The organism is Loktanella sp. M215, from assembly GCF_021735925.1.
In the GTDB taxonomy this organism is placed as follows: domain Bacteria; phylum Pseudomonadota; class Alphaproteobacteria; order Rhodobacterales; family Rhodobacteraceae; genus Loktanella.
Map to the genome: position 1 here is coordinate 63,370 of NZ_WMEA01000004.1, position 25,024 is coordinate 88,393.

The following is a 25,024-nucleotide window of genomic DNA, read 5'->3' on the forward strand; positions in this document are numbered from 1 at the left end:
ATCATCTGCGCTGTCACGGAGTCCCAACGTTTTGGAGCGCTTAAATGCCTACGCAGGTGCTGCAAACCAGTCGGCCATTGGAGGAGTTCAGAACGCCCGAAAAGGAGTGCCGAACTTAGCAATCCTTACATACAAAATAGCTTTCGTAAAAAAATAGATCACTCTTACAAATGCCACATAAAACGTGTGTTTTACGGACAGTTGCCGATAGCGCCCGATAAGCCGTCGATTTTCAGAGATGCTGCAACGGGCCGTGCCGCAGGCCGCCTGCTTTGTCGTGCCGCGCGTGCGCAACTGGTCCGAATTACTGTCGATGCGCAAGACCGATGCGGTCGACTGGACAACCCTGAAGGTACCCACCCATGCGACGATCTTCATTCGCCGCCCCGTAGGAAATCCGGGATTGCCCGCACGAGGAACTGGCCCAAGCCCTGGGACCGCTGAACGATCTTTATCGTCTCCCGGATTCCGTCTTCAACGACGACAACATCCATGCCGTGCTGACCGGCTTCGACATGCTCATGCTGCGGGCCACCTATGCGCCGGAACTGCGCAACGGGATCGGACGGGTGCAGGCCGCCGGCATGATCGGGCCGCTGCTGGCGCGCCTTGACCCCCGCGGAGAGCGTGGCGGTCAAGGCAACTTTCCCGATACGTCGCGCGACTGTATCACGGCGATGGAAACCGCGCTGACCAATGGGTCAAGTCCCGGGGCCCGGCGCCAGTCCATCGACCGCACGGTCAGGATCGCGCAGCAGTTCGGCTGGGGCGGCCCGCGCGAGGGATTTTCGTATTACGCGCTGGGACGCTTGCAGGTGGGGTACGACTCGACGGCGGCGTTCAGTCGGGCGGACGCGATCTATTCCGCCTCGCCCTTGATGAAGATTCACAGCGCCCACATCGCCGTGCAAAATGCGGCTTTCACCCTGTCCGCCGGCGACGCCATGAGCACGATCACGCTGGCCGACAAGGCAATTCCGGTGGCAGCGCGACACCAGAACGCCGCCCTCATGGCCACGCTGATGATGTTCAAGGCCGAGGCGCTGGACATGCAGGGCGACAGTGTCGCGGCAGAGGCCGTGCGGGTGGACAGTCTGGGTTGGGCGCGATACGGCTTTGGCAGTGATGCCAATGTGCGCGACCGGCTGGCAGAGATCAGTGGGTTGCGCCCCTACTAGAAGGTGCTGCCCCATGATCCTACCGCTTGGCGGCATCGTCCTTGGCGCACTGATTGGTGCCATCCGTGCCCGGATGCGCGGTGGCAAACTGTTGGACATGCTGCAATGGGGGGCGGCCTTTGCCATTATCCTCGGCATCGTCGGCCTGTTCATCCTCGTCTTCATTCAGCGTACTGCGGTGGCATAGGTGTACCTGCGGTTCTTCCACAGCCTGCGTCACCACGGCGTGCCGGTATCGATCCGCGAGTTTCTGGCCTTTCTGGGCGGGATGCGGGCGGGGCTGGCCTTGGGACTTGAATATCATCGCTATGCAGCCTCGGTACCGCGCTGGATCGGCTTGCGCCGCAAGCGTAACCGGAACGATGCGCAAGCCGGACAGTCATAAAGTCCCCAGACAGCTTAAATGTGCTGGAACGCGCAAGATCAGTTCCAACAGCTCACTACGCATGGAGCCACACCGGAGTCCCGATTTTGAGCATCGCGTAGATATCCTCGCTCTCCTCATCCGTGACCGTGATGCAGCCGGCGGTCCAATCCCACTCCGCAGGCGCGAGAACGTTCCCCTCGGGTCCACGACCGTGGAACATGATGTCCCCACCCGCGCTGCGGCCGAATTGCGCAGCATAGGCTTTGTCGCGCTCGTTCGGATATGAAATGCCGACCGAGAGGTGATAGCGGCTGCGGGGGTTGAAACGGTCGATGTAGTAGAGGCCCTCGGGCGTCTTCCCATCTCCCTCGAACTGCTTCGGACCCACGGGCTGATTGCCGAGCCCGAAGTCGTACGATTTCAGCACCGTGGTGCCGCCGAGAAGATGCATACGACGCTTCGCCTTGTAGACGGCCACCTGCGTTACGGGCGGTCCGAAATATCGCTTGAACTGTGGGGTAGGTCTAGCAGGTGGTTTGGATTTTCCACAAGCAGCCAAAGCAGCCAGTATGGAAAGAGAAGCGAAGCGGCGATCGAATGTCTGCATTTAACGAAAATTTCCTGACTAGACCTTAAAACGTTCCATACCGAACTGCGCGCCCACACCCAACTGACGGAATCGTGAGCGGGCCGCGAACGACACTTGCGGCAGGCAAATGTCGTTCACGACAGCCTCGCAAAGGTTTCTGACGCTCGAATTCAGAAATCTGAGGCACAAGCATAAGTCCATTGCTCATTCATTGCCGTTTTTTGTGACCGTTCCATCCTTATTCAAAGAGAATGCCGCCTCGCTGGCGTCCTTGGTCGCCGGCAAGGAAAGAACAGGCCCTTGCGGCGTAAACATCACCTTCCCGCGGTCGGAACAGTTGCCAAATTGCGGTGATGCTCGCAGGCCTGATTCATCTAATGTGACCCAGGTATAATGCCCTGCACATGCGTGCGTTTGGGAAGACAAAAAGATCAGGAAAGAATTGCCCGAAAATGTTTCCACTCTTGGAAAGTAGGCACTTTCCAGAACCAACTCGTCGGAATCGACCGACAAGACAAGCGGCGAACTTGCTGTCTTCTTCGACATTTGAACAGAGCCGAGCGGCAAGTGAACATCGAAAGTCTCGTCCGCGTAAGCCATTCCAGAAGCAAGCGATGCTACAATGGCAAGTGTTGCAACAGTGAAGCGCAAGATCTAAATTCCTTCATGACGGGTCAGCAAAGACTGGGCGTTTCGGTGCTCAATCTGAATGGCCGTTCTCGCTTTGCAGCGAGCCATGGCCATAAAGAGCAGCATCCCGATGTGCGCGGTCGACGTGTTCGAATTCCAGACTTGAATGAGCGATGCCGAACCGCTCTTTCAATGTCTTTTTAATCGTCGACTTGACCGCTTCGATGTCCGACCAGGCGTCTTCATTCAGAACGACATGGCATTCGAGTCCGATCTCATGCTCCTGCATCTGCCACACGTGGACATGATGAACCTCCGTAACGCCGTCGACGCCGTGCATCGCATCAATGACATCGGAGCAATCAAGGTCAGGTGGACTGCCCAGCATCAGTGTCCGGATGGGGCCGCTGATTTCGGTGAGGGCGAGATACAGGATGTAGAGCGCGATGAGGATCGTAATTGCAGGGTCCACCCAGCGAATATCGTAAAGAATGATGAGTACGCCACCCACGATCACGGCGACCGAGGCAAGGGCATCGCTGAGGTTGTGCAGGAACAGCGCGCGGATATTCACACTGCCCTTCTGCATGGAGTAGGTCATCAAAGCTGTCAGGGTATCGATGAACAATGCAATGCCGCCGAGGATCACGACCCACCATCCGCGGACTTGGGGAGGATCGATCATCCGCATGCCGCCTTCGTAGATCAGGTAAAGGCCAATGACGATGAGCGTGGTGTAGTTGATCAACGCTGCTACGATCTCGATCCGACCGTAACCGAAGGTCATGCGCGCGTCTGCAGGGCGTCGGGCAATCTTGCGGGCAGCAAAGGCAATGACCAGCGACGCCATATCGGAAAAGTTGTGCAGGGCGTCCGCGATCAGCGCGAGGCTCCCCGCAAAGATGCCGCCGGCAATTTGCGCAACGGTCAGAATTCCATTTGCCCAGATGGCAATGGCAACACGTCTGTCGCCTGAGGCCGGATCAAGATGGGCGTGGCCATGATCGTGAGACATATCTTCTCTTTCTCAGAATTTATGGTTTTTTGCTCAGGCCAAAAACTCTTCAAGTGACAAAAGCAGCAGGAAACCGGCAAAAAACATAGCGGTGACCCAGGGGCGGTCCGGTGTTTCATGCGCTTCGACCAGCAGTTCTTCTGTCACCAGATAAAGCAATGCGATCAGTCCGAAGGACAGGAACCCTGTGACGATCGCATCCGGCATCGTTGCAACCGGCGTTGCAAGGACTGCGCCGAACGGCAACAACAGCATGATGGCTGCCGTGATGCCAACGATCGGGATCCGTGTCCAATTCGCTGCGCTTAATTCGGTTACCAGGGCGAGCGCCAGGAATGCGACTTCGAGGGTCAGTGCAACGGTGAGCAGCAGACCCGCCTGTGCCCCCCCGGCGGCAAAAGCAATACCGAGAACCAAGCCATCAACCAGCACGTCGATGCCGATCATCGTCATAAGGCCGACGGGACCCTTTATCAGATTTTCGAGTTGCCGGACCATCAGCATGACAATGACGCCAACCGTGCCGCCAACAAGAGTTGCGACAGGCGACCCGCCATGCATGACGTCAGGCAGAATTTCCCCTGCTGCGGCGGCAAAGACGACACCGGCTGCAAAATGTTGAATTGCGCTGACAATGACAGGTCCAGGACGCAGATTGACTGCGACGATCGCGGCAATCACTGCCATCAGAACCGGGGCAAGGGTATAGATCCAAGCGTTCGACAAATCTGATCACCTTTATTCACGACAAAAACTTATACGTGTCGACCCGCAGCGGTCGACCAATACTGGCCTTGTAATTGCTATAGCTACTGTAGGTTCAAGACAAAAAATTGGCCTGCAGCTCCTAAGCGCCGGAACATCGTGTCGTCGAAATCTAGCGCAGCGCTGCCACGTTCACTACGGGTTTGCCGTATCGTTGACGGTGACCTCCGCTTGAAAATCACGTTGCCGGTCTGGCCAGGTGCTCTTGATGTAGGCCAGAACGTTCGTCGAGGCCCACGTAGAGGGCAGGGGTAGTGTCACCTGTCGGGTCATTGTCGCAAGATTCCAGTCGGCTGGCGATCGTCTTCTGGTCCTCTGCCAACGCCGCGCAGTCGATCGAGTCGCCGTTGCAAATCCTTCGTTAGCACCTGTCGGGCACGGGGCTGCGGCGCTGAAGCGCCGCGGATCACTGAGGATCTGGTTCGATCCCGAGATGAACTGGGATGCCGAACCTTCCGGCAAGAGGGGCAGATCGCGGACCTCCAGTGATGCCGCGATTCAGACTTGCTTGACCATGAAAGTGCTTTTCGGGATGGCGCTGCGTCAGACGACTGGGTTTGTGGAAAGCCTGCTACGGCTGACGGGGCTGAACTGGGGCCTGACTTCAGCGTCCTCTGCCGACGGCAGAGGACGCTTGCGTGGATGAGATACGTGATCATTGGCTCCTATCCTCAATCGTACTCGAGCTGTCCTCTGATTTAGGTGACAGTCGAGATGTTCCTGCAGCGCCACCGCGGGCCAACGATAGATCCGTGCTCATCATTATGTATTCACCGTGCATCCACTTCGGGAAGAGGTTTTCGTAGAACCTTGAGAGAGGGTGCCCGGACTGACCGGCGGGCGTGATAAAATACGAACCGCTTTCGTCCGAAAGCGACATGACCGCCCGAAAGTTGGTACCCGCGTTGGAGACAAATGGCCGATCATCGTCCGATGCAAATACTGTCGACATCAGAGTGAAGGGATCGCCTGGCGTCGGTGCTTCGAGAGAGAACAAGTCGCTCACCATCCCGCCCGGTCTGATCGGCGACCACTGCATGTTCAAAGTATGCGCCTCACCCCAAGGACCAGTCGGAGGGATCGGATCCGTAGCGGTCGACCAGCCAGCCGAGGGCATCATCCAGAGCCGCTCGAACCCGATCTTCGCAGGTTTCTGTGCGTGCGGAAGGGCGGATGTCGCACCAGACTGCGCTCCCGCCCCGACCGGAAAGGACCGCGTAAAGGAAATCGGGATTCGGTCTGGTCCAAACCTCGTTCGCCGCCGGAAATTCGTCCTGAAGAATACGTCGTTGTAAAGCACTAACCCATGCCCAGAACACGAGCGGCTCCTGTGAATAGCGATCCATGTCGCCATTCCATTGCGCAAGCTTGTTCAGTATTTCGCTACGAAGCCTTTCGGAGCGGGTCTCTTCGATGCCGCTTGTGGACCTCGCGAACCAAAGCTCTTTTGCCATCAGAGGCAGAAGGGCGCGTGCGGCTGCGCTGACAGTGTCGCGTTGAACCGCAATCGCGCCCTCAACCGAGAATATCAGCTGTCGATCATCAAGAGCGGCCAGACGGGCGTCTCGAAACGATGCAGGGCGCTCGACCTCCCTTTCGGGCCAGCGGGTCCGGGTTTCACGGTCGATCACTAGAACCTCCATTCCGGCCGATAACATTTCAGAGGATCCGCTAAGGGCGTTGTTCGCATCGGTGGACCTCGCGAGACGGTCAAGCATCATTAGAAAATCGCCAGCACTCTTGCCTGTAGGAGCTTCTGGCTCTTTGACGGCTGTCTGGGGAGTTGATCGGAACGCCCATGCGACGCGCTCGTTGCGGCCGATGACAACGAACGGCACGCCGGGCAATGTGGTGCCAATCGCGGCTCCAGTCGGAAGTTGAAGATCCGCCAGATACCATTCAGAGGGGAGCGACAAAGGGCCAACGATGTCCGCGGCCAGAATTGGTGCCCCTGTGGCCGTTCGGTCGCCGGACAGCGCCCAAGCATTGAGGCTGACTTCGGGAGGGGTAGCAAACAACTCGGTTGTGACGGGGCGATCTGACGGGATCCGCAAATCTGACGAGACTGACAATTCTTGTCGCCTCTTGGGTCGAAGATCGCTCAAAAAAGCATGGGCTATTCTGAGGCTATCGACAGGTCTCCAAGCCGCGATTATTCTCTCGTCAGCGATCAACAGTTCGGGTGAACCCCTGCCGCGCCCGCCTTCGGAAACCAGCCCAAGCCACGCGTTGACACCGGCGGAGTATGCTTCGAGCGCATCGGATGTCGAAGAGTCAATCTCGGTCGTTGGCTCCAGTGGCAACAGGTCTCTCGTCGCACGCCTTGCCCTCAATAACTGACCGAGCCTGTCTTGCGCGTGAACGAAGCCGATCGCGAAATAGACATCCTCGGCGGACCCCGCCGTGATGTGCGGTAAGGCTGAAGAATCCCGCAGGATATCGATCGGGCTATCTATGCCTGCAACGCTGAAGTCCTCGTCATAGTCGGGAACGGAGGCACGCAGCAGAAAGTAGGCGGTACCGGAGACGGCCAATCCCGCTGCGCAGACCGCCATGAAAGTGTAAAGCAATATGTTGAACAGTCGTTTCAATTCGGTGCCGATGCTGAAGGATTTTCAGGACGTGATGCGCAAGAGGATCATCGAGGTGAAAAGGGCGAGGAGGCCGAAGGCAATACCGAAGCTTGTCGCATATTGAAGCATATCCAGGCGGTTTCCTTACCGCCGCACGCCAGATAGCCACCCCAGATCGCACCTCCGACAAAACCCGCGAGTTCCAGCATCACCATTCCTCCATGCTTGAATGCTCCGCATCGAGACGTCGTCGGATCAAGCCGAAAGAATAGACCAGGCTCCAAGACGCAACCATAAGCACCAGTATTGTCCAGTCGCCGAAACGTGCGTAGCGCGTGGGAGCACGCGCGCCGGGCAGGCTGGCGTCAATGACGCCTGTTTCCCCGGTATCGAGACGCGCGACGACATCTCCATTGGCGTCGATGATCGCGGATATCCCGGTGTTGGCCGCGTAAAGACAGGTCCTGGACGCAGATTGACCGCGACGATCGCCGCAACCACTGTCACCAGAACCGGGGCGAGGGTATAAATCCAAGCGTTCGACAAATCTGATCACTTTTATTCACGACAATACTTGTGCATGTCGACTCGCAGCGGTCGACCAACACCGGCCTTGTAATTGCTATAGCTACTGTAGGTTCAAGACCAAAGATTGGTCGGCAGCTCCTACGTGCCGGAACATTGTGTCGTTGACATCTGGCGCAGCGCTGCCACGTTCACTACAGGTTTGCCCTATCGTTGGCGGTCACCTCCGCTTGAAAATCATGCTGCCGGTCGTGTCTCGTTGTCATAAGCAGAAAAGCGCGTCCTGCCCTGAAACAGTGCGGCTGTTCAAGTAACACCCGCACGCTGATTGGGTCCGGCCACGTACTATGTGAACGTAACCAGCACACGTCCGTAAGATTTAGTTTCCAAACGGATCTGGATCGAGACCCCAAAGTGCGGATCTGTGCGCCCAGCCGTTATAGCCGCCTGCAGTTAATTCGCACCATGCGCCTTCACAGTCGCCGAGCCGTGCGATGACATTTTGTTCCAATTCGGCCCTCACGGGCGCGGTGTCTGACGGTTTGGCGCGCAGGACAAGACGATCTTCGTCTACAATCACTGTACGCACGCCTGATAGTAAAACGTAATGCACCCAACCACCTTGGCCGTCGCGGTCGATCACGCGACGCCACTGGTCGTATTCAGCGGTGATCTGCAAAGGCATGTCACGGCGCTGGAACACCCAATCGATCCGGAAGGTCAGACTTGGGCCACGGCGTACATTCGCCTCTTTTGCCTTCAAGCTGACGTAACGGGGTAGCGGCAGGTTGCTTTCCGATCCCACATTCCCGGCTTGAAAGTTAACAGAATTTGAAAGCGCGTCCTGCGCTAACAAGGGTGTACCGACCGCAAGGATCGCCACTAGATACAGGATACGTGAAAGGGTCATGGATGCCGCCTAAATATTCATGGGTACAATGGTTCTCGCGTTCTGTGTCCCCAACGAGTGCTTTGTTACCATGAAAAGGTTGGCTCGAAACATGTCACAGGGACAGATGTTGGGGATGGAATCACTTACGATTATGACGCGGCAACGACTGCGAGGCATATGCCGAAGTGACACAGGGTGGCCAACCTCGCCAAACTGGATAAATCTCGTGGCACCGGAGCACATCTGACACTAAACCCATACCAACGTAAGCATAGCGAAATAAATATACCGCGGTCCTTTTGCATAAGCATAGCGAAATAAATATACCGCGGTCCTTTTGCAAGAGTAACCAAAACGAAAAAAGGAACCAGCGGTTGCTTCATAGCGCCTGCGACCACAATCAGCGGATCGCCTATAGTCGGCAGCCAGCTGCCTAACAGTGACCACCGGCCATAACGACGATAGAGGTGGTCGCCGAATTCAAGGCCATCGTCAAATATCTGTAAGGTCACATTGATGCTTTCCGTCCTCGCAGACCGCACCTATCGCCATCTGTTCCTGGCGCAGATCGTGGCACTGCTGGGAACAGGCATGGCAACCATCGCGCTTGGATTGCTGGCTTACGATCTGGCAGGCGACCGCGCGGCACTCATTCTGGGCACGGTGTTCACGATCAAGATGATTGCGTATGTTGGCATTGCACCCATTGCCGGGGCCTTTGCAAACCGCTGGCCGCGACGCGCCATGCTGGTCAGTCTCGATCTGGTCCGCGCGGTCGTCGCACTTTGCCTGCCGTTCGTCACCGAGATCTGGCAGGTCTATATTCTGATCTTCGTCCTGCAATCTGCCTCTGCGGCGTTCACGCCGACATTCCAGGCGACAATCCCCGACATTCTGCCGGAAGAGGACCGCTACACCCGGGCCCTGTCACTCTCACGGCTGGCCTATGATCTGGAAAACCTGATCAGTCCGACACTGGTCGCGATCCTGCTGGCCTTCGTCAGCTATCAGGTGCTGTTCTATGGCACCGTCATCGGGTTCATCGGCTCGGCACTGCTGGTCGTCTCGGTGCTGCTGCCAAGTCCGCAACCCACCGCGCCCCGCGGCATTTACGATCGGACCACGCGTGGGCTGCGCATCTATCTGGCGACGCCGCGGCTGCGCGGCCTGCTGTCGCTGAACCTCGCCGCCGCTGCCGCCGGAGCGATGGTTCTGGTGAATACGGTCATTCTGGTGAAATCCGATCTGGGGCTGGGCGACCGCCAGGTCGCCATGGCGCTGGCGGCTTTCGGTGGCGGCTCCATGTTGGCCGCCTTGATTCTGCCGCGTCTTCTCGACACCCGGCCGGATCGTCCGGTGATGATCGCTGGCTCGTCAAGTCTGGTCGTCGTGCTGCTGGCTTTGGGTTTGTGGGTTGCCGTCGCTGGTCCGGTCTGGGGCGCCTTGCTTGTAGGCTGGCTCGCCATCGGCATCGGCTATTCCGTCGTGCTGACACCGTCGGGTCGCCTTCTGAAACGATCCGCCCACTCGGAGGATCGGCCAGCGGTTTATGCGGCACAATTCGCGCTGTCGCACGCCTGTTGGCTGCTGACATATCCGCTGTCAGGCTGGCTGATCACGGCCTTCGGTCCCGTTGCCGCGTTCAGCGTTCTGGCGCTGGTAGCAGGTGTGGGGCTTCTGGGCGGAATTCTGCTTTGGTCACATGAGAAGGATGTATCTGTCACTCACACGCACGACGATCTGGCGCAGGACCACCCTCACCTGAATGGTCGTCTGACACATAGGCATCCCATTGTGATTGATGATTATCACCCGCATTGGCCTCGGGCGAATGACGCTCATGGATAAAAATCCACGTTCAAAACCAAGACGGTTGATGAATGGTTTCGGAAGGGCCGACTGCGACTGTCATGCCCACCTCCGTCCCTTCGTCGTTCTGTTGACCGAGGCTTGCCCGTCCTGAATATCGGAATGGTTCGAGATCTGAGAACATCGATCGATCGATCGTTTGCGATCCGCAATTTTTCTGAACTGAGCATGCACAAGGTCTGGATCAAAACCTGCCAGGTCGCAGACCATCCGGAAGTCCCTGCTTGGGTACGTCCCCACCCATCGTCGTGCAGAACTTCGGTTCTGGTGGACATGTTCACTGGACGATTCCAGGTCAGAAAAAACAGCGTAAAGGACGTGCCGCCATAGTTGTCGTTCCGGACTTTCTGACATGAGTGAATTCTCAATTATGGAAAACATTGACTGATCAAGCGGGGAAAATATCGACAGGTTTCCGAAGGTGCATTCGAAGCCACTATCGAACCACGGCTTGATGAAGGATGCCACCAGCTCTGCACCGCCAGCAATGACTATGGACTTGCAGTCGTAAGTGGCGCGAGAAACCGCGCATCTCAATGACCGCTGTCTCCCAGCCAGAGGCCTTGTTCTTCACGACTGACTTTTCTGGTAAAGTGCACCGTCGCAGTCAGTGCAACCGTTGAGGCCGTCGCAATCACCGAATGATGACCGAACAGCTTTACGGACAGAGTTCGAAAATCAAACAAGCGCAAAATCTTGCTATGCCGAGGCCATCCAAGTCGTACGGGGCAGGGGAGGCATGTCGTGACGGTGAACATCTGCATCTGCAACACCTGCGCACCGGCTGCATCTGTGACGGTGTCCAGGCTGCGGCTGATGGCAGCCATCGGTGCTGCAGGTCTGAACGACACCGTGAGCGTGTCGACGGCCGCCTGCCTCGGCGCGTGACCTGCTGAATTTTACCTGCGCGGGCAGCCACGGGTCCTATCCGTTCCACGACCAAAGGATAAAGAATGGTTAAGACCTTGGTCTGAATCCATCGTTCGACCTCTGAATTATCGGCTATGGCGCGGAGCTGCTAACCTTGTTGCATCGGATGATCGGTCATGTCTCGTCCCTTCTGTCGGACCAGACTTAGTGCCACGCCACTGCGTGATGTCCAGCACCCATGCGTCCGCTCATGACGGGTTACGCCCCAGCCGGATGGACCCAGCAACACCATTTGGGGAACGAAGCGATGTATCTGCCTTTCACAGAATCCAAGCGTCGCCAACATGAGGCTCAGAATGCCCGCAACAACCGAGCAGAGATCGTTAAGGCGCTGTCCACCGGTCAGGTGAGCCGCCGTGAGTTGATGAAATGGGGGATATTCACCGCCACCGGCGCGCTGGCCAACATCAACGGCCTCAGCCCCTTCGCCAGCAGTGCCTATGCGCAGACAGAGCCCACGGGCGTGCCGCGTAGTCCGACCTTCGGCGTCCTGCCCTTCACCCAACGGCTGCAGCGGCTGGACCTGCAAGAACCCATACCGCTGACCCCGATACTGCGCGGCGGCGAGATCGACGTGGCCTTTCCCGCTGGATCGGGCGAACTGGCGGGGCGCCGGATGTCCTACCACACAGATTACACGATGTCGGGCGGCCAGTTGTATGGCAACACGCTGACCGGCCGCGGCCCGCTGGAGGGGCGTCCGCCAGGGGCCTATTTCGCGCATCAGCGGTGGGCCGAGTACCTGCCGCAGAAGGCCTACATCATGTCGCTGGTGTCGACCGGTCCGAACTGGGGCTTCCACCCCGGCCTGCCACCGCAATCCGTCAACAAGGTCTGGACCTTTGCAAAGGGGCGTGCCCAAGAGGCAACCACCAAGCCGCCGCTGATCAAGGTCCGCTACGGCGAACCAGTCATGTTTCGGCACTACAACGGCCTGCCACCGGATTACGGGCAGAACGGTGGCTTCGGATCGAACAGCCAGTCCACCCATAACCACAACGCCCACAACGCCTCGGCCAGCGACGGCGCGTCGAACGCACACTTCTTTCCCGGTCAGTTCTACGACTATCACTGGAGCACGACGCTGGCGCGGGCCGACACGATCAATAAGACCATGACCGACCGGCGGGCCTCCGGCCCCGATGGCAACGGCGGTCTTGTTCATGTAAAGGGCGACTACCGCGAGTTGCAGTCCAGCCTGTGGTTCCACGATCACCGGTTCTTCTATACCGCCGAGAACGTCTACAAGGGTCACGTGGGCGCGATCAACTACTACAGCGGTCCCGACCGCGGCAACGAGGTGCTGGACGACGGCGTGAACAAACGCCTGCCCAGCGGGTCGTTGCTGGACTGGGGTAACATCGACTTCGACATAAACCTGATGATCAGCGACGGCGGAACGGACCCGGACGGTCAGTATTTCTTCGACATCTTCGACACCGACGGATTCCTGGGCGACCTGATGCTGGTCAACTTCGGCTACAAGCCCTTCATGGAAGTCCTGCCGCGCAAATACCGATTCCGGATGCTGAATGCCAGCATGTCTCGGTTCATCAAGTTGCAGTTGCGCACGGCCTTTGGCGTGGCGGTGCCAATGGTGGTCGTTGCCGCCGACGGCAACCTGTTGACCAAGCCCGTCAAGGTAACGACGATGGACACGATGGGTGTCGCGGAACGTCTAGACGTCGTCGTCGACTTCACCAACTTCCGGGCCGGCGACACGATCAACATGATCAACCTGATGGCCCATACCAGCGGCCGCGGGCCGAAGGGTGCCGTGACCTGGAAGGTGGCCGACACCACAAAAGCCGGTGACCCGGGGGCGGGATCGCTGCTGCAGTTCCGCATCGTCGACGCGGTGGAAAGCGTCGACGTGCCCGGTGTGATCCACCACTCAACCCAGCCCGATCTCAGCCGCGTGCCGACACGGCTGACTGATCCGATCCCGGTGGTCACACCGACCCGCGTCCGATTGATCGATGTGAAGCGGGGGCAGGAAAATCCGATCGATCCGCTGACCGGCGACTGCAACCCGTCCTGCCTGCGGCGCGAGGTCTATCCCTGGTCGATGCGGGTGAACGGCGACATTCTGGGCGGTTTCAACGCCAACCACATCTCGGCCCTGATCCCGCGCCCGGGCGAGGTCGAGCATTGGGTCCTGCGCAATTCGAGCAATGGCTGGGACCATCCGGTCCACCTGCACTTCGAAGAGGGCATCACCATCGACCGGGGCGGCAAGAGCATGACGGCGACGGAAAAGTTCGCCCGCAAGGATGTCTGGCGGACGGGCGAGGGTAGCCAAGTGCGGATTCAGGTCCAGTTCGGCGAATACGGCGGCGCCTACGTCAGCCATTGCCACAATACCGTCCACGAGGACTCCGCGATGATCATGCGGTTCGACATCCTGACGGATCCGAACAATCCCTATTCCTCGCGCACGCATTCCGCCGTGATGCCGACCCCGAACCCGACACCGGACGGCGTGACCTACACGACGCCGGAGTTCCTGCCCGAAGGGAATCCCTTCGACCCGAAGTTCGAGCCTTTCCCGATCATCCCGCCGCTGCCCTGAGAGCGGCGCAGGTCACACCACCTACAGTCCAAGGAGAGTTATCGCATGACGTTCTTCCCCAAGATATGGACACTCGCCGCGGCGGCGGCACTTCTGGCCCTGACGCTGCCAGCCGCCGCCGGGCCAAAGCGCGACGCAGGCTATTTCACCAACCTGCCGCTGGTCACGCAGGACGGCGCAACGGTGGCCCTTTACGACGATCTGATCGCGGGCAAGATCGTGGTCTTCACCTTCTTCTATACTGACTGCAACGACCTGTGTTCATTCACCACCGCCCGCATGGTGCAGATCGCCGACTGGCTGGGCGACCGGGTCGGGCAGGACATCTTCATCTACTCGATTTCTCTGGACCCGGTGAACGACACACCCGAAAAGCTGCGCGCCTTCGCCGCGGGTTTCGGGATCGAGCCGGGGTCGGGCTGGACCTTTCTGACGGGTGACCCCGCGGATATCGATGTGATCCGGATGAAGCTGGGAGAGCGGAGCGACACGCTTTACGACCATCGCAGCGACATGCTGATCGGCAACGACGCGCTGGACTTCTGGCGCCGGACCTCCGTGATGGGCAGCCTGAAGGTTGCGACCCAGGCGATCCTCGAGATGGACCCCGACTGGCGTGCGCCCACCGTCCCCGACATGCTGACCGAAACCGGCGAGCGCCCGGCGTCGGATTTCATCATCTCCGACCGGCGGGGCGAGGCGATGTTCATCAAGGTCTGCTCGGCCTGCCACACCATCGGGTCGGGCGTGAAATTCGGCCCCGACCTGGCCGGTGTCACCCTGCGTCGCGATCACGACTGGCTGTCCCGCTACCTGCAGGCGCCCGACATCCTGCTGAAGGACGGCGATCCCATCGCCGTCGCCCTGAACGCCCGGTTCCCCGATGTCAAAATGCCCTTCATGGGCCTGACAAAGACTGATGCGGAGGATCTGATCTTCTATCTGGGCCAGCAACTCGACGGGCTGGACAGCGTTCTGGCCAGCGAGGATGCGGACCCCGCGCAAGTGCCCCACGACCACGCCTCCGACGACCATCACAACGGTTCCCTTGATCAGGCGGCACCCATGGCCGGCGAACACGGCCACGACGACCAACCCGAACATTAACATGTCACCATGTCACTACCCGCTTCCATCGTTCAACACGCCGACCACGCCGGTCACTGAACCGCGCATCACGCGCGCATTTGAACCACTCCGCCGTGTCGGTGCCCTGTCGCCGTCGTAGATCGCCGAGATACAAGGACGGTGGATCAGAGACCTCTCTCACCGGGGCAGAGCGGCCGCGCGCGAAAGATCCCGATGATGACGTCGAGCTTGCGGACATGGTGGTCGGTAGCAGATTCGCGACTGACTCTGCTGCTTGCACCTACGTTGCTAACCAGCGCAAATGGGCGGCGACGCGGACGGACCTGTGCAGATCGTGGGTCGCGGCATGGTGATCCGTCACGATATCCTGACGGGTTTCGAAAACGTGGTGGGGTCTTTCTTTGACGACCGGATCATCGGTAACGATCAGGCGAATACCCTTTCAGGTGGCCGCGGTGATGACATCCTGACGGGCGGCGGCGGCGCCGACTACCTGATCGGCAGGTCAGGAAGCGACACAGCCGACTAAAACAATGCGACCAGCGGCGTCCGGCTCAATCTGAACAGCGGCAGATCCGAGGGAGATCGGTATACGTCAATCAAGAATCTGGCTGGGTCGGGTTTCGACGACAGAATGGCTGGTGAAAGAGGAGACAATGTCCTGACCGGTCAGGGCGACGACGACAGGTTGGTCGGCGGAAACGGGGATGACTTTCTTTACAGCGACTTTGCTGATCAGGCCGCTGCATCAGCGCAAAATGCCAAAGTTCCCGTCCTAAGAACGCCCTGGATCAATGATGCGATGTCCTCTCCGAACAGCTAAATGACTGGAATAATTGTTCGCCGTCCATCAGACGTGCGTTAAATGGACAGATGTAAAGTTGGCCCTAAAAATGCCTTCGCGACGGGTAATTGGACAACTTGATTTTTGGACGGGTTTACGGAAAGTTGGGTCTATCGGGGTCATATAACATCTGACGCTTGCTTTATCAGATTGTCGCAGGCAAATCAGACGCCACGCCTGCCTGCAGATCTGCAAGAGCATTGTTGCGTCGGGCAAGAGTCTCAAGCCACTCTTGTGCTTCGCGATCTTTGAAGAAGTTCGCATCAGGCGCGAGCCGCGCCACCGCGTCCTCTACCTCTTCCAGACCGACACGGAAAAACTCCTTGCGCATATTTGACATATTTATCCGGCGCTCGGCGAACTCTCGGTGAAGGGCAAACTCAAGTGCTGGCGCTTCGTCGCTGTAGATCATGGCGTGGGTATCGAAGCTGAACGGGACGCTTGCATCACCGAGTTCACGAACCCGATCATCCGGGTCTAGTCGCCGCGTCAGACCGATCTTGACCACATCTTCCCCGAAGGAGCCCACGTTTGAGATGATATAGACATAGCCGGACTTCGTCATTTCGGCCATGGCACGTGCTCTTTCACTTTCAGTGTGCGCGGCAGCCAAAGATGCTTCAAGTTCGGCGATCCGCTCCTGCATCGCATCGGTTCCACCATCGATGCCCGCTTCCTTGCGGGCCTTATCAAGCAGATCCTGGTATTTCTGTTCATCGCGTTCAGCAGCTTCAGCTTGGGCTAGAAGCTTCTTCTCTTCGCGTTCGGCGCGTGCCGATTCAGCACGCTCATCTTTCTCAACCTTGATCTGTTCACGATACTCGTGGTTTAAGCGTAGTTCTTTGATCCTAAGCATTACATAGGCTTCGGAGAGCGTGATTTGCATTGACGCGTTCTCCTTATTGATTGCCCCAGCAGCGGCTTGAATTCGTTTCTCCATCGCAACTGCATTGTTCCACCGGATGTTCGCGATCGCAGCTTCACATTCGTTGTTGAAGGCACGCATCGTCAAACGAGATTGACGATTGATCATGGTCTGCCCCTTGGACTTGCTACCCTCTACGGTCCATTCGGTAGGACAATGTGTGGCTCGTTTGGCCGTGATCATCGCCTTTTGCTCATCTCTCACGACCTTGATCTGTTTCTTAAATTCTTCACTGTCTCCAAAATCGAAGTGAGGCTCGTAAACACCCAGTTCAGCAAACGCGAGTCGCTCATCATAAACTGCTACTTGGGCTTCAAGGCGGTCAAGGTGGCCTCGCTTTTCAGCATAAGATTTCTGCGCGATAGTGATTTGCGTCAATAAGTCGTTAGCTTGTGATTTCAGACGGGCGACTTCATCTTCATGTGAAATGATGGATGAATATTTTTCACGTAAAGCTACGGAATTCGCCTCTTCCATCTGGAATTTGAGATTTTGCAGTTCTGTCGCTCGTGTCGCCTCAGCCTGAAATTTTCTAAATTTTCTATATGACAGGAGGAGTAAAATCAGCAGTATTGGCGATGCAACAATGCACCCCAATACAACAGCAATCATCGGCGTCATCAGTGTTCCAATCTTTCAATTTACTCATACAGATTATAAATCGGACGAAAAGCGGTGGTCGCCTCAATAGCGCGCAAGTCTGAAATTGATCTCTCGCAAGGGTAGGCGGCAGCGTGGATGGTCCCGAACTGCCTCCAAGCCGCTGCGCAATGTCGCAGCGCTGCAAACGTGATGCCGTTCCATTTCGTCGAATATCCAAAGAACGCCATGCATCTTTAACTGCTGGCGTTTGGCTTCCTTCCTTAGTGCACCATCTCCAGTAATAAGGATCCATCCGCGTTCGGCCGCCAAGCAGAAAGCAAAGACATCAGGTGTCGAGAGCATGGCTCTCTGGCGTTTTAGCTGTGTTGCTAGTGCCAGCTCATGGGCCGTTAGTTCCTCAATACGCAGCCCACGCTCTATCAGGTCTGGACCCATCCAGTCCAATAGCTCCGCTTCGAATAGCAGGTCGGGCACGACGAACTCATATGGGAGATCAAAGAGCCTCTCTGTGAGAGAGGCTCTTTCAACATCAATCAAGACAGAAGTGTCTGAAACTAGGACTTGCACCTTCCCCTTATGCCACGAAGTCGAGGCGACTTTCCAGTTCTCGCACATGAATCTCAAGAAGTTCGGCTGCACGCGACAATCCGATCAATCCTTCGGACAAAGCCCGAAAGCACAGGCGCTGAAATCGATCAGGTTCCTCTTGTTCCCAAGCGATGGAATGCGGCTCCTCGAATGGCGCGTCCCGCCAGCCACGATCTTTGTAAATCTTGAAAAGGCGGCCAAAGGTCGACGGGTTGATAATCTCCAAATCTTTACAGCGATAGGTCAACGCCTGAATGCTGACCCCGAAACGATCCTTCAGGCTGATAAGTTCACCAATGCTGATGTCTTTGCGCAGCGAACCAATCTCTTGGCGAAGCACCTCCGCTGGAATGAGAAATGCGCCGGCGAACCGGTTTGCGGCACGCTCTGGATCGCAACCCTGAGCGACATTGAGCACCATATGGCCCAGCTCGTGCGCTAAACTAAAGCGTTTACGTTCGGACCACGTTCTCCGCTTTATCATAATCACACGCGCAGAATGCCGATCCTTCCGGCGCACCTTCGCTGCCAAGCCGTCGATATTTTCTACATCAAGGGAGAGAACCTTGATCCCATGCTCCTCTAAGAGCTCTGCCAACATAGGAACCGGATCGTGTCCAAGTTGCCAGGCAGCACGCAGACTGCGCGCAGCTCCCTCTGCATCTCTGGGATCGGAAATCCAATAAGGGGCCTCGAGAGGAACATCCCAGTTCTGACTCGACAAGTTTAAAAGGCTCTCTACAGCAAGATATTTCTCAACCATATTAAGCGTCTTCGCCTCGATCATGGCTACCTCTTTGGCGGATGAGCTAGCAGATTTACGGAACTCTACCCCGTCGAGCTCTAGGTCATCGTCGCTCAGCAAGAAGTCGACGGAAACGCCAAGCGCACGGCTCAGTGCAATAAGCACACCAGACCGGGGCATATCCTCATTGCGCTCATACTTGCCGATGGCCTGTGCGGAGACCTTGTTGTTGATCGCGTCTGAAAGCGCTCGAAGCGACAGACCTGATGCAGCCCGTGCGCCCTTAATTCGTTTGCCAATCATAGCGTTCTCCCGGTGATCGGTTTACAATTCGACCATATAGTTGATATTCTGTAAACTTCACCGCTTGAAAATGCGGCTTATTGTCACTATGTTATGTCACATCGATGCCAAAATGGCAAATTTGTAAACCGCTAGATGCGTCAAAAACCGCCTAGCGCAATCGACAAGAGGTTGAAGCGAGCAGTCATGAGCAAAATGCAGTCCGCCGATCTGCCAAAGGGCATTCAGAGCGTCACGGCACTGCCTAACTCAGCGCTTTCAGATCTCTGGACCTCTATCATCATAGAGGATGATCTGAGGCAGAGGCTTGTTTCCCAAGCGGTTCTTAACTTCTCGATCCGACACAAAGTCAGCCGAACAGTCCTTCCACTCCATGGTGTTATTTTGTTGGTAGGTCCGCCAGGAACGGGCAAAACGTCGCTAGCAAAAGGTCTCGCAAACAGGACGGCGGAAGCCTTCAAAGGTGGCAATTTCCAACTGATCGAAGTCGAGCCGCACGGCCTGACCAGTTCCGCGATGGGTAAAACTCAGCGCGCAGTCGCCGACCTCTTTGCTCAAACAATATCGGAGTTGGCAAGCGCAGGGGAGATATGGGCAAAAGTTGGTGACGCTTGATCAGGCGGCGGTTTGAAGGTGACGGATACCGTCTCGGAACTCAATCCCTTGGACGATCTCAGGTAGGCGGTTTTGGCCGTCGAGTTTGCGCCATTTCTTTTGCGCTGACATCATCAGCTTGAAGGCCATGGCCAAACCGGTCTTTCGGCTCAGGCATCCCTTGGTGCGTTTCGTGCGATGCCGGACGGTGGCGAAGGTGCTCTCGATCGGGTTTGACGTCCGGATGTGTTTCCAGTGTTCCGCCGGGAAGTCGTAGAAGGTCAGAAGCGCGTCCCTGTCCTTGACCAGCTTGGCCACCGCCTTATCCCATTTCACGCCATAGGTTTCGACGAAGAAATCGAAGGCGGCGTTGGCTTCGGCTTTCGTCGCGGCCTGCCAGATATCGTGCAGATGCGCCTTCGCCTTGGCTTGGATGGAGTTCGGGAGCGCGTTCAGCACGTTCATGGTCTTGTGGACCCAGCAACGCTGCTCCCGCGTCGTCGCGAATACCTCGCGCAGGGCCGTCCAGAACCCCAGGGGCGCCGTCGCCAACAGCCAATTTGGGGTCCTGTTTCAGGCCACGGCGCTTGAGATCGAGCAGCACCTCGCGCCAGCTCTGGGTGCTTTCGCGGAAGCCATCGGTCATCGCCAGCAGCTCTTTGCGGCCGTATTCGTCCGCCCCGATGATCACCAGAACACATTGTTTTTCCTCGGCCATGCGCGGTTTGAAGTAGACCCCGTCCGCCCAGATGTAGAGAAAACGCCGGTTGCCGAGATCGCGTTTCTGCCGAGGCCTCGTAGTCTTTCCACCAGTCGGCCTTCAGCCGCGTGACGGTCTTGGCAGACAGGCCCTTGGCATTCGGGCCAAGCAGCGCCCCCAGCGCCTCGGTGAAGTCGCCCGTGGACACGCCCTTGAGGTAAAGCCACGGCAGCAGATCCTCGACCGACTTTGCCTTACGCAGATACCGCGGCAGGATGCTGGGCGTGAAGGTGACCTTGTCTTCGCCTACGCCCCGATCCCGCACGCGCGGCACCTTCACGGGCACTGGACCAATGCCGGTCATCACCTCGCGTTCCGGTAAGTGACCGTGGCGCACTAGGCGCGCCCGCCCATCTTCGAGTTTCTCCCCGGAAAAGGCGCTCATGAGCGCGGCCAGTTCCGCGTGGATCGCCTGTTCGATCAGCTTGCGCGCTCCATCGCGCAGGACGTCAGTGAACGGGTCAGATGTAAAACCCGATGGATCGGACAGTTGAGTGATGGTAGTCTCTGACATGTGGCATATCCCTTTCTCACCAGAGAATTGACGGCGACTCGACACCGCCTTGATATGCCGCCCCTCAGGGCATCACCAACTTTCGCGCGTACCTCAGCGCAGGGCCGACGATCGTCCTGTTGGACGAAGTGGAAACCTTGGCTGTTGACCGATCAAAGTTGAGCCTCGATGCAAATCCGGTCGATATTCACAGAGCAACGGACGCAGTTTTGGTGCAGCTGGATTTGCTGGCAGAGACGCACAAAAATCTCCTCTTCATCGCAACGAGCAATTTCCCTCAGGCCGTGGACAGCGCGTTCATCTCGCGGTGTGACCTTGTGTTGGATGTTCCATTGCCGAACAAGGACGCCTGCAAGACAATCCTGAAGGATTGCCTTGAGGGACTTGGTACTATCTACCCCGAAATCGGAAAGTTGGCGCAGACTAAAGGCTTCGATGCATGTGCCGACGACTTCGTTGGCCTCGATGGGAGAACGATCAGAAAAACCGTGGCCAATGCTCTTGCGACGAACACCAAGGTCGCCCTGAACCCAAGTTCAGTCTCACTTGCTCAACTGAGCTCTGCGGCGACAAGCGCGCAAACTGCCAAGGCATGGAAAGGGGGCAGGTGATGGTGACAGTCACGCGTAGGACAGTAAGAAGCTCTCCATATCGGGACTCATTGGCTACTTGGTCTGCAATCGCCGATCTTCTGACGCGCTCGAACTCCAACGCACGATCTGAGATTGACAGCGTCGCGGGCATCGCAAGCAGCATCATCACGGACAGGGCATGCCAGCAGTCTGCGATCATTGTGAGCTGCAGCGGCCCGCAGACCAGAATCTACTGCATTTACGACGACGATGCGATTGATGGGTCGGACGCAAACGAGGATATTTTGGGTTTCAATCCCCTAAACGGGGATTGGTCGATATCTCTCCCTTGCGACGCTGAAGACCTCGATTGGGTTCAGTCTGCTCTCAAACAGAAGAGCGAACGGATCACGGCCCGCGACAAGTCTGAAGCAAAAAAAGAGGATGTGGCAACGTCAGGGAATGCCGCTGTACTGCAAATCGACATCGAAGGGTTGCAAAAGCTATGACAGCCGTCATCACATATTCGCATACACAGTCAGTCACATACGTCGCTGACAATATACTGAAGAGCCTAAAAGACATCATCCGGCTGAGTGGCATGGACCCAACGAACTTCGTAAATGACACGGAAGTAAACATGCGTGGGATAAAGACCTGGCTGGACAGCGAGGACCTTGAAAAGATTACTCTCGAAATTTACAATCCATCAACGAACGGGCTGATTTTACGGTGGGACATCGAAGTTTCCTACAGCTGGACATCGGGCGATGGAAACTTTTGGACAGACACTGACCAACTTCGGTGGGCCATCAGGAAAGCCGGTGTTGCGCCCGAAAATGCAAGGTACGATCTGCTGTTGCGGACGAAGCCGGGCAGGCGGGATGTCCAAGGATGGTACACAACAACGGCGCGATCCACTGAAGGAATGGTGCGACAGAGTCTCGGATCGACCATCGAGCACAATGGCCTCGGCGCTTCTGCTTCCTACTGGAGGCAGGCGTCGTGATCACTTTTCCTGATGCCTTCAAGAAGTTCAAGAGCCGCCTGGAGCTCAATGAGAAAGAGCAGACGAACGCGTCCAAACGACAGAAGGAAGTTCGCGATCACCTAGACAAGGCATTTCAGATCGACAGGAGTTTTCTGACGGGAAGCTATGCGCGCTGGACAAAATCGAAGCCCTTGAAGGACGTCGATATCTTCTTTGTTCTTGGGAAGAGTGAGGCGCACTATCGCGACAAGCATCCAGAACAGATTCTGTCCGCTTTTCATCGTGCGCTTGCCGACCAGTATGGCGAGAACGCCGTCAAGAAGCAAAGTCGGTCCGTCGGCGTCAATTTTGGTGTGGTCGTCGATACCGAGGACAATACCGACTACCGTGTCGTTAGCGTAGATGCCGTCCCGGCATTAGTGAATGGCGGCGACTACGAAATTCCGGACAATGTTACTGGCAAATGGATGGGGACGAACCCTGAAATTCATGCAAAGAAGGCGGTTGAAGCGCACCAAGCCTATGGAAATGAATGGAAGGGGCTGGTTCGCATGGTGAAGTACTGGAACCAAAATTCTCGCCATGGCGAAAAGCCGATCAAACCCTCATTTCTGATCGAAGTTATGGCAATGCAGTGTCTTCATGGGGGTTGGGGCGGGTCTCATGACCGGGAGCTACAGGCCTTCTTCGCGACTTTACGCGACCGGATCCACGAGGATTGGCCCGATCCTGCCGGCCTCGGTTCGCCCGTTAGCGACCGAATGGATGGAGCAATGATAGTTCGTGCGCAGAACGTTCTCGATCAGGCAAACCGAGACATCGCAACAGCCATAAATTTAGCCCGTTCTGGCAAAAATATTGAAGCGCTCAAAGCCTGGCGGTCGTTCTTTGGTCCGAAATTCCCTTTGTCATAGAACGCAATTACTGGAGTGGATTTCGATGGCAGACTGGTCTTTACAGATTATTCTTTCCTCATTGCATGAGGATATACAACGACGTCTGGCTGCGGCTCGCGAAGCTCTTTCCCACCCAGTTTCAAAGGGCGACGCGAGCGAAAAAATATGGCTAGAATTACTCCAGAAATATCTTCCGGAGCGATATCAGGTCGCCAAAGCATTTGTTGTCGACAGCAAGGGATCCTTTAGTCAGCAGATTGATGTGGTTGTTTTTGATCGTCAATATTCACCATTCATCTTCAATTTTGAAGGTGAGCTTATTATACCGGCTGAAAGTGTCTATGCGGTTTTTGAAGCCAAGCAGACAGCGAACGCGAAGTTGGTGGACTATGCGCAGTCGAAAGTAGCTTCGGTAAGAAAGCTTCATCGCACGAGCTTGCCGATTCCACATGCGGGGGGAACTTATCCTGCCAAACCTCTGATACCCATAATCGGAGGTCTTCTTTCACTAGATAGCGACTGGAATCCCGCGCTCGGTAAGTCCTTCGAAAAGGCGCTTGCTACTGGTGAGCAGGACCAACAGCTCGATATCGGATGCGTTGCATCTTACGGCCACTTCGTCCACAAAAATGACGGCGCATATGAAATGGTGAATGAGGGCAAACCCGCGACCGCATTTTTGTTCAAGCTGATCTCAAGACTTCAGTTTAGCGGTACCGTTCCCATGATCGATATTGATGCTTACGCGAGATGGCTCACAAAATAGAAATTGCGTCCAAACTGGCATGGCATCTTAGATCGGCATTTCGCATACGTCAGCCACACGAATACCGAGATATCTTACCATGAGGTACATATTACATAATTTACCTTATGCGAGAAGTCAGTGATGCTGACCCATTCTGTCAACGGTGACGTTTTTGGCGCCGGATCGATATCCAAACTAGTGGGTATAGGACCCCATAAAAAATTAAGAAAAGTTAGGCGGAAGGACTGTCACAACATCAGAGTAAGTGCTTCGCGTCGGAGTAGTATCCAGCATTGTGTCGAGCAACGTCTCCGCCCGCTCGAAACAATCCGCACGTGCCGTCACACTGAGGCGCTCGATAGGGAGAGCATCGATGCCTACGAGGGCACCAGAAACGAGAATTTTTATATCGGGCCGGTGCAACTTTACCATCCGCACCGTTGTATAAAGCGCGTGCATCGATGAACTCGACCCGATTGAAAGACCCAGAATTTCCGCGGGAGAGTGCACAATTTCCGCCAGTAGGTCAGCTACGTTCGCGTTGGCCACAAGCTGAATGTCCCAACCTTTCGCGCGTTGCAGATCTGCCGCCATCTGAATGCCAAACGTATGGTCGTCGCCGGGAACGCTCGCGAAGACGGCCTGTTTCCTTTTCTTGGTGATGAGGACATCAGCTGGGTCGGCAGTCGTTTGAAGCAACGCTTCCATCCGCGAAGTCGCCACGCGAACGCTCATGAATGTTACTTCATCCCTCAGCCACATCGCCCCGAGGTGATCTGCGACTGGACGGAGGACATCCAGGCACAGCTCGCGCCGTGTCAAATTGGTTGGAAACAAGCTCGCAATGGCCGCCCGCCCGCCCGCAGCGCCTCCGAACATAAACTCTTGACCGAGCCAGTCCCGGTCTTCGGTGGAGAGTTGCAACTTATTATTCCCGCTTAGAACTG

The 25,024-nt window shown here is 56.6% G+C and carries 28 protein-coding genes and 2 pseudogenes; 16 read left to right on the forward strand and 14 right to left on the reverse strand.

Annotation, left to right across the window (positions count from 1 at the left end; all coding sequences use genetic code 11):
- Positions 1-87: 87 nt before the first annotated feature.
- Positions 88-378: a hypothetical protein gene (locus GLR48_RS20310; protein ID WP_237064840.1), complete on the reverse strand. Its 291-nt coding sequence runs from the start codon at positions 376-378 to the stop codon at positions 88-90.
- Between the two features lie 62 nt (positions 379-440).
- Between GLR48_RS20310 and GLR48_RS20315 the strand changes: the two genes are divergently transcribed.
- Genes GLR48_RS20315 through GLR48_RS20325 form a run of 3 tightly spaced genes read left to right on the forward strand, consistent with a single transcriptional unit; the run spans position 441 to position 1,563 of the window.
- The gene (locus tag GLR48_RS20315; RefSeq protein ID WP_237065803.1) at positions 441-1,178 is read left to right on the forward strand and encodes a DUF2927 domain-containing protein; all 738 of its coding nucleotides are present in this window, start codon (positions 441-443) and stop codon (positions 1,176-1,178) included.
- Positions 1,179-1,191: 13 nt separating this feature from the next.
- Positions 1,192-1,365 (forward strand): hypothetical protein, encoded by a 174-nt coding sequence (locus tag GLR48_RS20320; RefSeq protein ID WP_237064842.1) that lies wholly within the window; start codon positions 1,192-1,194, stop codon positions 1,363-1,365.
- The gene (locus tag GLR48_RS20325; protein WP_237065840.1) at positions 1,366-1,563 is read left to right on the forward strand and encodes a hypothetical protein; all 198 of its coding nucleotides are present in this window, start codon (positions 1,366-1,368) and stop codon (positions 1,561-1,563) included.
- A 55-nt stretch (positions 1,564-1,618) separates the two neighbouring features.
- Here the strand turns inward: GLR48_RS20325 and GLR48_RS20330 are convergent, their stop codons facing one another.
- From GLR48_RS20330 to GLR48_RS20345, 4 genes are all read right to left on the reverse strand, one after another.
- Positions 1,619-2,152 (reverse strand): L,D-transpeptidase family protein, encoded by a 534-nt coding sequence (locus tag GLR48_RS20330; protein ID WP_237064844.1) that lies wholly within the window; start codon positions 2,150-2,152, stop codon positions 1,619-1,621.
- Positions 2,153-2,338: 186 nt separating this feature from the next.
- Positions 2,339-2,785, reverse strand: coding sequence for a hypothetical protein (locus GLR48_RS20335; RefSeq protein ID WP_237064845.1), 447 nt, complete (start codon positions 2,783-2,785; stop codon positions 2,339-2,341).
- A gap of 49 nt (positions 2,786-2,834) precedes the next feature.
- A complete protein-coding gene (locus GLR48_RS20340; protein ID WP_237064847.1) occupies positions 2,835-3,779 on the reverse strand; it encodes a cation diffusion facilitator family transporter in 945 nt (314 codons plus the stop codon).
- A gap of 33 nt (positions 3,780-3,812) precedes the next feature.
- A complete protein-coding gene (locus tag GLR48_RS20345; RefSeq protein ID WP_237064849.1) occupies positions 3,813-4,505 on the reverse strand; it encodes a transporter in 693 nt (230 codons plus the stop codon).
- Positions 4,506-4,935: 430 nt separating this feature from the next.
- Between GLR48_RS20345 and GLR48_RS20350 the strand changes: the two are divergent.
- A pseudogene (locus GLR48_RS20350) lies at positions 4,936-5,180 on the forward strand (transposase); the annotation flags it as partial.
- A gap of 19 nt (positions 5,181-5,199) precedes the next feature.
- Here GLR48_RS20350 and GLR48_RS20355 read toward each other — a convergent pair.
- The 4 genes from GLR48_RS20355 to GLR48_RS20370 form a co-directional block, all read right to left on the reverse strand.
- The gene (locus GLR48_RS20355; protein ID WP_336886661.1) at positions 5,200-5,664 is read right to left on the reverse strand and encodes a penicillin acylase family protein; all 465 of its coding nucleotides are present in this window, start codon (positions 5,662-5,664) and stop codon (positions 5,200-5,202) included.
- On the reverse strand, positions 5,600-7,135 hold the full coding sequence (locus tag GLR48_RS20360; RefSeq protein ID WP_237064851.1) for a penicillin acylase family protein: 1,536 nt from the start codon (positions 7,133-7,135) through the stop codon (positions 5,600-5,602). Before GLR48_RS20360 ends, GLR48_RS20355 begins: the two co-directional genes overlap by 65 nt.
- Before the next feature lie 190 nt (positions 7,136-7,325).
- The gene (locus GLR48_RS20365) at positions 7,326-7,673 is read right to left on the reverse strand and encodes a hypothetical protein (protein WP_442915857.1); all 348 of its coding nucleotides are present in this window, start codon (positions 7,671-7,673) and stop codon (positions 7,326-7,328) included.
- A 348-nt stretch (positions 7,674-8,021) separates the two neighbouring features.
- The gene (locus GLR48_RS20370) at positions 8,022-8,552 is read right to left on the reverse strand and encodes an SH3 domain-containing protein (protein ID WP_237064853.1); all 531 of its coding nucleotides are present in this window, start codon (positions 8,550-8,552) and stop codon (positions 8,022-8,024) included.
- Between the two features lie 498 nt (positions 8,553-9,050).
- Between GLR48_RS20370 and GLR48_RS20375 the strand changes: the two genes are divergently transcribed.
- The 6 genes from GLR48_RS20375 (at position 9,051) to GLR48_RS20400 (ending at position 15,817) form a co-directional block, all read left to right on the forward strand.
- Positions 9,051-10,382 (forward strand): MFS transporter, encoded by a 1,332-nt coding sequence (locus GLR48_RS20375; RefSeq protein ID WP_237064855.1) that lies wholly within the window; start codon positions 9,051-9,053, stop codon positions 10,380-10,382.
- Between the two features lie 765 nt (positions 10,383-11,147).
- Positions 11,148-11,291: a hypothetical protein gene (locus tag GLR48_RS20380; protein WP_237064857.1), complete on the forward strand. Its 144-nt coding sequence runs from the start codon at positions 11,148-11,150 to the stop codon at positions 11,289-11,291.
- A gap of 289 nt (positions 11,292-11,580) precedes the next feature.
- A complete protein-coding gene (locus GLR48_RS20385) occupies positions 11,581-13,905 on the forward strand; it encodes a multicopper oxidase family protein (RefSeq protein ID WP_237064858.1) in 2,325 nt (774 codons plus the stop codon).
- Positions 13,906-13,950: 45 nt separating this feature from the next.
- Entirely contained in the window at positions 13,951-15,012 is a 1,062-nt protein-coding gene (locus tag GLR48_RS20390; protein WP_237064860.1) for an SCO family protein, read from the forward strand.
- Between the two features lie 307 nt (positions 15,013-15,319).
- Positions 15,320-15,523 carry a hypothetical protein gene (locus tag GLR48_RS25770; RefSeq protein WP_336886662.1) on the forward strand — a complete coding sequence of 68 codons (204 nt, stop codon included), beginning with the start codon at positions 15,320-15,322 and terminating at the stop codon, positions 15,521-15,523.
- A 78-nt stretch (positions 15,524-15,601) separates the two neighbouring features.
- Positions 15,602-15,817, forward strand: a complete 216-nt coding sequence (locus GLR48_RS20400; protein ID WP_272911664.1) for a hypothetical protein — start codon at positions 15,602-15,604, stop codon at positions 15,815-15,817.
- Positions 15,818-15,983: 166 nt separating this feature from the next.
- Here the strand turns inward: GLR48_RS20400 and GLR48_RS20405 are convergent, their stop codons facing one another.
- The 3 genes from GLR48_RS20405 to GLR48_RS20415 form a co-directional block, all read right to left on the reverse strand.
- Positions 15,984-17,384: a DUF4041 domain-containing protein gene (locus GLR48_RS20405; RefSeq protein WP_237064864.1), complete on the reverse strand. Its 1,401-nt coding sequence runs from the start codon at positions 17,382-17,384 to the stop codon at positions 15,984-15,986.
- Between the two features lie 63 nt (positions 17,385-17,447).
- Complete coding sequence (locus tag GLR48_RS20410; protein WP_237064866.1) at positions 17,448-17,840, reverse strand: hypothetical protein; 393 nt, start codon at positions 17,838-17,840, stop codon at positions 17,448-17,450.
- A gap of 100 nt (positions 17,841-17,940) precedes the next feature.
- Complete coding sequence (locus tag GLR48_RS20415; protein ID WP_237064867.1) at positions 17,941-19,002, reverse strand: helix-turn-helix domain-containing protein; 1,062 nt, start codon at positions 19,000-19,002, stop codon at positions 17,941-17,943.
- 186 nt (positions 19,003-19,188) lie between these two features.
- Between GLR48_RS20415 and GLR48_RS20420 the strand changes: the two genes are divergently transcribed.
- Entirely contained in the window at positions 19,189-19,617 is a 429-nt protein-coding gene (locus GLR48_RS20420) for an AAA family ATPase (RefSeq protein WP_237064869.1), read from the forward strand.
- Here the strand turns inward: GLR48_RS20420 and GLR48_RS20425 are convergent.
- Positions 19,618-20,870 (reverse strand): annotated as a pseudogene (locus GLR48_RS20425) (IS256 family transposase).
- Between the two features lie 110 nt (positions 20,871-20,980).
- Here GLR48_RS20425 and GLR48_RS20430 point away from each other — a divergent pair.
- Genes GLR48_RS20430 through GLR48_RS20450 form a run of 5 tightly spaced genes read left to right on the forward strand, consistent with a single transcriptional unit; the run spans position 20,981 to position 24,095 of the window.
- Positions 20,981-21,481: an AAA family ATPase gene (locus GLR48_RS20430; RefSeq protein WP_336886669.1), complete on the forward strand. Its 501-nt coding sequence runs from the start codon at positions 20,981-20,983 to the stop codon at positions 21,479-21,481.
- Positions 21,481-21,951, forward strand: coding sequence for a hypothetical protein (locus GLR48_RS20435; protein WP_237064871.1), 471 nt, complete (start codon positions 21,481-21,483; stop codon positions 21,949-21,951). Before GLR48_RS20430 ends, GLR48_RS20435 begins: the two co-directional genes overlap by 1 nt.
- Complete coding sequence (locus tag GLR48_RS20440) at positions 21,948-22,451, forward strand: HORMA domain containing protein (protein WP_237064873.1); 504 nt, start codon at positions 21,948-21,950, stop codon at positions 22,449-22,451. The genes GLR48_RS20435 and GLR48_RS20440 overlap by 4 nt, the downstream gene beginning before the upstream one ends.
- Positions 22,448-23,347, forward strand: coding sequence for a CBASS oligonucleotide cyclase (locus tag GLR48_RS20445; protein WP_237064875.1), 900 nt, complete (start codon positions 22,448-22,450; stop codon positions 23,345-23,347). Before GLR48_RS20440 ends, GLR48_RS20445 begins: the two co-directional genes overlap by 4 nt.
- A gap of 25 nt (positions 23,348-23,372) precedes the next feature.
- Positions 23,373-24,095, forward strand: a complete 723-nt coding sequence (locus tag GLR48_RS20450) for a DUF6602 domain-containing protein (RefSeq protein ID WP_237064877.1) — start codon at positions 23,373-23,375, stop codon at positions 24,093-24,095.
- 204 nt (positions 24,096-24,299) lie between these two features.
- Here GLR48_RS20450 and GLR48_RS20455 read toward each other — a convergent pair whose 3' ends face one another.
- The gene (locus tag GLR48_RS20455) at positions 24,300-25,001 is read right to left on the reverse strand and encodes a cobalamin B12-binding domain-containing protein (protein WP_237064879.1); all 702 of its coding nucleotides are present in this window, start codon (positions 24,999-25,001) and stop codon (positions 24,300-24,302) included.
- Positions 25,002-25,024 lie beyond the last annotated feature (23 nt).

What these genes read in the sequence shown, in the direction of transcription:
- GLR48_RS20310 (WP_237064840.1), bottom strand. Translation starts at nt 378, where the DNA reads ATGAAGATCGTCGCATGGGTGGGTACCTTCAGGGTTGTCCAGTCGACC.
- GLR48_RS20340 (WP_237064847.1), bottom strand. Translation starts at nt 3,779, where the DNA reads ATGTCTCACGATCATGGCCACGCCCATCTTGATCCGGCCTCAGGCGAC.
- GLR48_RS20355 (WP_336886661.1), bottom strand. Translation starts at nt 5,664, where the DNA reads ATGATGCCCTCGGCTGGCTGGTCGACCGCTACGGATCCGATCCCTCCG.
- GLR48_RS20450 (WP_237064877.1), top strand. Translation starts at nt 23,373, where the DNA reads ATGGCAGACTGGTCTTTACAGATTATTCTTTCCTCATTGCATGAGGAT.
- GLR48_RS20405 (WP_237064864.1), bottom strand. Translation starts at nt 17,384, where the DNA reads ATGACGCCGATGATTGCTGTTGTATTGGGGTGCATTGTTGCATCGCCA.
- GLR48_RS20390 (WP_237064860.1), top strand. Translation starts at nt 13,951, where the DNA reads ATGACGTTCTTCCCCAAGATATGGACACTCGCCGCGGCGGCGGCACTT.
- GLR48_RS20320 (WP_237064842.1), top strand. Translation starts at nt 1,192, where the DNA reads ATGATCCTACCGCTTGGCGGCATCGTCCTTGGCGCACTGATTGGTGCC.
- GLR48_RS20375 (WP_237064855.1), top strand. Translation starts at nt 9,051, where the DNA reads ATGCTTTCCGTCCTCGCAGACCGCACCTATCGCCATCTGTTCCTGGCG.
- GLR48_RS20415 (WP_237064867.1), bottom strand. Translation starts at nt 19,002, where the DNA reads ATGATTGGCAAACGAATTAAGGGCGCACGGGCTGCATCAGGTCTGTCG.
- GLR48_RS20385 (WP_237064858.1), top strand. Translation starts at nt 11,581, where the DNA reads ATGTATCTGCCTTTCACAGAATCCAAGCGTCGCCAACATGAGGCTCAG.
- GLR48_RS20435 (WP_237064871.1), top strand. Translation starts at nt 21,481, where the DNA reads ATGGTGACAGTCACGCGTAGGACAGTAAGAAGCTCTCCATATCGGGAC.
- GLR48_RS20440 (WP_237064873.1), top strand. Translation starts at nt 21,948, where the DNA reads ATGACAGCCGTCATCACATATTCGCATACACAGTCAGTCACATACGTC.
- GLR48_RS20330 (WP_237064844.1), bottom strand. Translation starts at nt 2,152, where the DNA reads ATGCAGACATTCGATCGCCGCTTCGCTTCTCTTTCCATACTGGCTGCT.
- GLR48_RS20420 (WP_237064869.1), top strand. Translation starts at nt 19,189, where the DNA reads ATGAGCAAAATGCAGTCCGCCGATCTGCCAAAGGGCATTCAGAGCGTC.
- GLR48_RS20370 (WP_237064853.1), bottom strand. Translation starts at nt 8,552, where the DNA reads ATGACCCTTTCACGTATCCTGTATCTAGTGGCGATCCTTGCGGTCGGT.